Origin of the sequence: Paraburkholderia polaris (assembly GCF_012927345.1) — a bacterium.
In the GTDB taxonomy this organism is placed as follows: Bacteria; Pseudomonadota; Gammaproteobacteria; order Burkholderiales; family Burkholderiaceae; genus Paraburkholderia; species Paraburkholderia polaris.
This window is the reverse complement of sequence record NZ_JABBGJ010000002.1, coordinates 303,837-311,204: the sequence shown is the minus strand read 5'-3', so window position 1 is coordinate 311,204 and position 7,368 is coordinate 303,837. Positions and strand designations below refer to the sequence as shown.

Here is a 7,368-nt window from a genome sequence, read left to right as displayed (position 1 = left end):
TCCACCGCTTCGGCCCATTCGGGCGGCGGCAGGAACAGGCGTCCGGCGTACTTCGGGTCCCACAATGCTTCGTATGTGGTCGGCGCCGTCTTGACCGTCGAGGTGTTGTAGATCAAACCGTCCGACCACAGCAGATAACCCACGCCGAAGCCGTTCGCGCCCGTGCGGTATTGCGGCGCGACGTCCTTCAGGTTCGGCAGCTTGTCGAGATCGGGCTTCATCAGGAGACCCGCATCGCCGAGACCTGAAGCGCCGACGCCGGCCAGCGTGATGACGTCGTAAGTGGGGCGATCGCCCGCCGCCTTGACCTTGGCGACCATGCCGGAGGTGCCGTCGGCGCGATCGGCGATGACCTTCGCGCCGGTCTTCGCCGCGAACGTGGCGGCGATGTTGCGCAAGGCGGCGGCGCCGGTGTCGTCGGACCAGGTCAGCAAGCGTAGTGTCTTGCCGGAGAAGTTCTGTTCCTGCGCTCTCAGATTGACGAACGGCATGGGCAGCGCGGACGCCGCGAGTGCCGCACCCAGCGTCTTGATTGCCTGTCTTCTACCTTTTTTGATGTCCTGCATCATCGTCTCCCGTGTGAACAACGCTACTGTCTCGCCGCTCTCCTAACGCGTTTGCGTTGGGAGAGCAGACTCTAGATTTCCTAAACATACCTAACAAACCCAATCTCAGAATGAGCACCATGACGAATGCTCATGCGCTCACCCACCATTTCGAACTGACAGGATTTGTTTGATTTCCTGGAATGCGGCGAGGCCGAACGGTCCAAGCTCACGACCGAGGCTGCTGCGCTTGTAGCCGCCCCACGAGGTCTGGGGGAAAATCAGCTGCGGGGCGTTGATCCATACAACACCGGCATCCAGGGCATCCGCAACGCGCTTACCCCGCGCTTCGTCGCTTGTGACGACGGTGGCAACGAGACCAAACTCGCTGTCGTTAGCCGCATCAATTGCGTCCTGCTCGCTGTCAAAGCTGCGTACGCACAGCACCGGCCCGAAGATTTCCTCGCGCCATACACTGCTGTTGGTCGGCACATCGACGAAAATCGTGGGTCTGACGAAGTACCCGGCACCCATCATCGGTTCGCCACCAATCACAAGACGCGCACCTTCCTCCTTGCCTCGCGCGATATAGCACTGCACACGTTCGAACTGCGCACGGCTCGTCAACGGTCCCATCTGAACGCCAGACAGGAAGGGATCGCCAACCACCGTTCGTGCAGCGCGATCGGCAAGACGTTCAACCAGAGCATCGGCTATCGATCTATCAACCAGCACGCGGGACGTTGCCGAGCACATTTGCCCAGCGTTGAAGAATGCGCCACCCGCCACGAGATCCACAGCGAGATCGAGGTTCGCATCGGCAAACACGATAATCGACGACTTGCCGCCCAGTTCGAGACTGACGCCTTTGAGCGTGTCGGCTGCCGTCTTCATCACCGTCTGGCCAACTCCTGTGCTGCCGGTAAACGAGACTTTCGCGACAAGCGGATGAGCGGCAAGCGGCGCACCCACTTCCACGCCGGTACCGGTGACGACATTGAACACGCCCGGCGGCAAGCCGCATTCGGCCACGATCGAAGCCAACTCCAGCTCGGGCAACGGCGTGATTTCGGACGGCTTGAGCACGACCGCGCAGCCGGCAGCAAGCGCTGGCGCAAGTTTCCAGGCGGTTGTGACCATCGGGAAATTCCACGGCACGATAAGGCCGACAACACCTGCCGGTTCACGGCGGATGAGTGCCCGATGTTCTGGACTCGGAATCGCCACCTCGGATTCGCCCTTGACGTCGAGGCCTTCTGCCAGCTCAGCGTAGTACTCGAACGTTGCGATCACGTCGCCGACGTCGATCCGCGCTTCCTCGAGAGGTTTGCCATTGTTCTGCGACTGCAGTGTGGCAAGCCGCTCGCGGCGGGCCTCGACACCGACAGCGATCGCTCGCAGATAGTGCGCCCGGGCCGAGCCACTGGTATTGCGCCACGACTTGAATGCGCGCCCGGCGGCGCGAACCGCACGATCGACGTCATCGGCGCTACCGGCATCAACGTGCGCGAGCACCTCCTCGGTCGATGGATTGAAAATGGCAAGCTGTGCACCACCTGCAGCACCGCACCAGCGGCCATCAATGTACAGTTGCGTTTGCAACTGAATGCCGTCTATTGAATCGCAGGGCGATACCTGTGGCGTGTTCATGCGGGCACCTGTTCGAACCAGTTGCTCTCGCGGATTTCAATCACCGTCGGGACGGTGCCTCCCGTGGCGCGTTGCAATTCGCTGACCAAAGCGTCCGGAGAATCTACGCGAACCGCGGCACACCCGAACCCTCGCGCAAGTGCGATGAAGTCCGGTGTATAGATATCCACGCCAACCGGCGTGATATCGCGCTCCACCATGTATTTGCGAATCTCGCCGTAACCGAAGTTGTTCCACAACAGAACGATCAGAGGAACTTGTGCTTCGACAGCACTCGCGAGTTCCGGCAACGTGAATTGCAGACCGCCATCGCCGATCAGGCAGACGACCGGACGATCCGGCGCTGCGAGCTTCGCGCCGATACCGGCGGGCAAGCCGTAACCGAGCGTTCCATATCCCGTCGAAGAGTTGAACCATGACCGCGGCGCGGGCGCATCGTAAGTGAAATTGCCTGCATAAACGGGACGCGTCGAATCGCCGACGATGATCACGCCAGGAAGCGCGCTCGTCAGCGTGTCGATCAGATGTTGTTGTGACAGCGTCGGTGCGTCGTAGCTCGCCGTCACCGCAGCGCGTACAGCGCAGACGCGGCGCGCGCCCCACCCTTCTCGTGCAGGCGTGGATGGCTGTTCGCGCAGCGTGGCGCACAGTGCCGCGAGCGCCTGTTGCGCATCGGCAGCAATCGCGAGATCCGGACGAAAATTGCGCATGAGTTGCTGCGCATCGATGTCAATCCGCACGAGTCGCCCATTGATGGCGAAGCCGCCATCAAAAACAACGTCGTAGTCGGTTTCACCCAACTCCGTGCCGACTGCCAGCACCACATCTGCCTCGGCAACCAGCGCACGCGTCTCCGGGAGCGATTGAGTGGAACCCACCAGCAGCGGGTGGCCGCACGGCAACAATCCTTTGGCATTGATCGTCAGCGTAACGGGTGCCTGCAGCCGCTCCGCCAACTCGCGCAACTCGTCAGCGGCGCCCACGGCACCGCCCCCAGCAAGAATGATCGGCCGCTGGGCGCCCGACAGGCAATTCGCGGCGTCAGCGATAGCACGCGCGCTGGCAGCAGGTCTGGCGGGCAGCGCGACCGGCGCCAGTTGTATCCCGCGCGCCGGCGCCACGATCACGTCCAGCGGAATTTCGATGTGTACGGGTCGCGGCCGCGCGCTCCCGAAAACGGCGAATGCTCTGGCGAGCACCTGCGGCAGTTCGTCGACGCTCAACAACGTATGGGAAAACGCGGCGAGTCCGGCGAACACACCTTGCTGGGACGGCAATTCGTGAAGACGACCGTCTCCGCTACCGAGCTGCCGCCGCGCATTCACGCTGGAGATGACGAGCATCGGGATCGAATCGGCATACGCCTGAGCCATCGCGGTCGCGATGTTTGTCATGCCCGGCCCGGTGATGATGAAACACACCCCCGGCTTGCCGGTTACACGGGCATAGCCGTCGGCCATGAAGCCCGCTCCCTGCTCGTGGCGCGGCGTGACGTGACGGATCGAAGAAGCGTCCAGACCACGATAGAGTTCGACGGTATGCACGCCCGGGATTCCGAACACGCACTGCACACCGTAACCCTCGAGCAGCGTAACGAGTGCTTCACCACAGGTCTGCCCTGACGTTGAGGACAAGCAAGTTGTTGCGGTTTCAATCTGGCTGAGGCTGGTGGTACTGTCCGGGAAGTTCATTGGTCGTCAAGCTCTTGATTGGTTTGAACCAGACAGTGGCTGGCTCCAATAAAACTGTTTTTCAACATTCGCTGAAGGCGGGCTACGCAAATTTCTCAATCGCATCGCAACTCGCCAGTGCGCGGACCACGTTTTCATTAAGCGAATTCTTGCCGTTCGAAGGGACGAGAACAATCGATCATTTTTCATGGAGCGCATGAACTCAACGCATGAACAAGGGGAAACCCTGACCGGGAAAGCGTCATTGGGTATGGCGTTGCCACGCCCGAGTCGGCTCCAACCCATTCCGAACCCTCATTCCTCTGCAGCGGAGGCGCGACCATCCTCCGATAGTGTCGCGATCAGGTTTTCAGTGGGAACAAGGCCGATATGACGAGGAATACTTATTAATCCAACGAATAGAAGTGATCGGCCTGAGTTCGGCCGATGCCGCAGTCTTTGACTTGCCATATTTCCATTGCCACGTGGCATTGATGTACGTCTCGTCCATGCACCAGCTCTTGCCGACTGGGCGCTTGCACCGGCGAAACGCCTTCGGAGAATAAATTCACGCTATCCTTTCCTGAAGACTTCTGAAGCGCACATGTGTTCCGCCGCGGCCATCCCGATCAGTGCGACAATCGACACCACCAGATCACGCGCTGCATCAGACAAGCGCAATCAAGCCACTACGCCAGGAATTCTCGATGAAGCTGTCATTTGAGGTATTGGAAGTACTCGATGCGATCGATCGCACCGGTACGTTCGCGGAAGCCGCCGAACTTCTGCATCGTGTGCCATCGTCGTTGAGCTACCTGGTACAGAAGCTCGAAAGCGATCTTGAAGTCGCCCTGTTCGACCGGAGCGGCCGGCGTGCGAAATTCACGCATGCCGGCCGGGTAGTGGTCGAAGAAGGCAGACGTTTGCTGCAAGGAGCGGAGGATCTCGAACTCAAGGCGAAACGCGTGCAGCACGGCTGGGAAGCCGAACTGCGCCTCTGCATCGACGAGATCCTGCCTTTCGACGCAATCTGGCCGCACGTCCATGCATTTTATGAAATGAACATGGAAACACGCCTGCGTTTGTCGCGGGAGGTGCTGGGCGGCACGTGGGATGCATTGATCACACGGCGTGCCGACCTCGTGGTGGGCGCAGCCGGCGATCCGCCTGACCTGCCTAATCTCGTCGCCCGTCCGATCGGTTCGATGCGCCATATTTTCGTAGTGGCTCCCGATCATCCGCTGGCGACCCTTCCCGAACCGTTGACGATGGAAACCGTCGCGCGCCATCGCGGCGCGGTCATCGGCGATACGTCACGCGAACTGATGCCACGCACCGTCGGTGCGCCCGCCACGCAGAATTGCATTACGCTGCCGACGCTCGCCGGCAAACTCGCCGCGCAACTCGAAGGGCTTGCTGTCGGCACCATTCCCGAGTGTCTCGCTACAGGGCCTATCGCACGCGGAGAGCTCGTCCCAAAGCAGGTCTTCGGCATGCGGGACGTGACGCACTTTTATCTGGCGTGGCGCGAAGACGAAACCGGACAAGCAATGCGCTGGTGGATCGATCGCCTCGACGCACCCGACCTTGTCGACCGCTTCGTCAGCCACCAGTACGTATGACGACTGGCGCAATGCGTCAGGCGCCGATGCAGGCCGGCCGGCAATCCTCGTCGTCCGCTGTGGCGATCTTTGCCTCCGGATCGCCCATGAGGGCGCGCACAGCCGCCAGGCTCGTCGTCAGCCTCAAGCGCACTTCGACCGGCAAGGTCGAAACGTCTGCGTCGAGTGCGACGCGAGCGCGGCTACGGCACTCGTCGACCAGCGAAAGATCGAACAGATACGGTACGGCGATCGAGGCAAGTTCGACGCCGACTATCTGATCGCCCGTCGCCGAAAAAGCCCAGTCGAGCGCGGCGCGCACGTTGCCGAGTTCACGCGTGAAATCCGCCAGACCGTCGTGCAGCGATGTGATCGCCGGATCGTGTTGCGTGCGTCTGAACCGCTCGCAGAACGACTTTGCGTGAGCCAGTGCGGCGCCGCCGCGCTCGCCGTTGTCGTCGAGTTGCTGCAGCGCATAGGCACGCGTCGTTTCCAGCAAACGATACCTCGGTGAAGTACTGCAGTCGGCGCGGATCACGAGCGACTTCGACACAAGACCGCCCAGCGCATTCATCACATCCGCCTTCGTGAGGCCGAGTTGCGCGCCGACGTGGCAGGCCGAATCGAACGTGAACGCGTCGACGAACATGCCGAGCCAGCGCAAGATCGCACGTTCGCTTTCATCGAGCAGACGGTAGCTCCAGTCGAGTGTCGCCTTCAACGTCTGATGGCGTGGCAATGCCGTTCTGCAGCCGCCTGACAGTATCCTCAAGCGATCATCGAGCCGCGCCGCCAGCACTTCAATGCCGAGGACGGCGGCACGCGCCGCAGCCAGTTCGATGGCAAGCGGAATACCGTCCAGATGCCGGCAGACCTCACCGATCAGAAAGATGCTGCGTTCGTCGGACGAAAATTGCGGATCGGCTGCGCGAGCGCGCGAAAGAAACAGCTGGACCGCACTTGTCTGCAACACGTCGTCGCTTGGGTTCTCGGGGCTGGGCACTTCGAGTGAGGGAACCGGATAGACGACTTCGTCCCGTGCCCGCAGCGCTTCGCGACTCGTCGCCAGCACCCGCATGCCATCGCCGGCCGCGGCCAGCACCTCCGCCATCGCGGCAGCCGCATCGACAACGTGCTCGCAATTGTCCAGCACGATCAGCAGGCGCTTGCCCCGCATCTCGTGCGCGATATGCGCAAGCGAAAGGCCGCACGAAGACATCTTCATGCCGAGCGCCGTCGCGAGCGCGTCAAGCGCAAATTGCGGGTCCGACACCGGCGCAAGCGATACGAACACCACCCCGTCAGGAAAACGAGGCAGCATCCGTCTCGCCGCCTCGACAGCGAGGCGCGTCTTGCCGATACCTCCCGAGCCGACGAGCGTCACGATCTGCGCGGGTTCGATGGCGTCCAACACGTCCGCAACAGTGCCTTGCCGCCCCACTAGCGCAGACATATGGAGAGGAAGGTTGTGTGTATTGGACCAGTGTGTCACAAGGGCACACTCACCGGGATCCACTGGGGCAGAGCTACCCGCCATCGTCACGCCGGTCATCCGGTAGCCGCGGCCCGGCACCGTCACGATACGGTCGCGATCCGCACCCAGCGCTTTGCGTATCGTTGCAACGTGCACCTGAAGGTTGTTTTCCTCGACGATCGTGTCGGGCCAGACGCGCCGCATGATCGCCTCTTTGGAGACTAACGCCCCCTGCGCGGCGATCAGCAACTCAAGGATGTCAAAGGCGCGGCTGCCGAGCCGCACTGATTCGCCATGCGAGCGTATTTCCCGATGCTCGAGCGAAATATGTGTTTGTCCAATTTGAATCATCGCAAGCTCGCGAATCCAGAAGAGTGAATCGATTGAGCGACAGCTTTGCGTATGCCACGATCTTCTGTTCTATAGGT

Annotated in this window: 5 protein-coding genes and 1 pseudogene; 1 reads left to right on the top strand and 5 read right to left on the bottom strand. The window is 61.3% G+C overall.

Features of this window, described 5'->3' with window-relative positions:
* From HHL24_RS02585 to HHL24_RS02570, 4 genes and pseudogenes are all read right to left on the bottom strand, one after another.
* On the bottom strand, window positions 1-566 hold a 566-nt coding region (locus HHL24_RS02585), incomplete at its 3' end, for an ABC transporter substrate-binding protein (protein ID WP_169483819.1).
* A gap of 138 nt (window positions 567-704) precedes the next feature.
* Window positions 705-2,195: an aldehyde dehydrogenase family protein gene (locus tag HHL24_RS02580; RefSeq protein WP_169483818.1), complete on the bottom strand. Its 1,491-nt coding sequence runs from the start codon at window positions 2,193-2,195 to the stop codon at window positions 705-707.
* On the bottom strand, window positions 2,192-3,886 hold the full coding sequence (locus tag HHL24_RS02575; RefSeq protein ID WP_169483817.1) for a 5-guanidino-2-oxopentanoate decarboxylase: 1,695 nt from the start codon (window positions 3,884-3,886) through the stop codon (window positions 2,192-2,194). The genes HHL24_RS02580 and HHL24_RS02575 overlap by 4 nt, the downstream gene beginning before the upstream one ends.
* 448 nt (window positions 3,887-4,334) lie before the next feature.
* A pseudogene (locus HHL24_RS02570) lies at window positions 4,335-4,421 on the bottom strand (IS6 family transposase); the annotation flags it as partial.
* A 151-nt stretch (window positions 4,422-4,572) separates the two neighbouring features.
* Here HHL24_RS02570 and HHL24_RS02565 point away from each other — a divergent pair.
* Window positions 4,573-5,487, top strand: coding sequence for a LysR family transcriptional regulator (locus HHL24_RS02565; RefSeq protein ID WP_169483816.1), 915 nt, complete (start codon window positions 4,573-4,575; stop codon window positions 5,485-5,487).
* A 16-nt stretch (window positions 5,488-5,503) separates the two neighbouring features.
* Here HHL24_RS02565 and HHL24_RS02560 read toward each other — a convergent pair whose 3' ends face one another.
* Entirely contained in the window at window positions 5,504-7,291 is a 1,788-nt protein-coding gene (locus tag HHL24_RS02560; protein WP_169483815.1) for an ATP-binding protein, read from the bottom strand.
* Window positions 7,292-7,368: the final 77 nt, after the last annotated feature.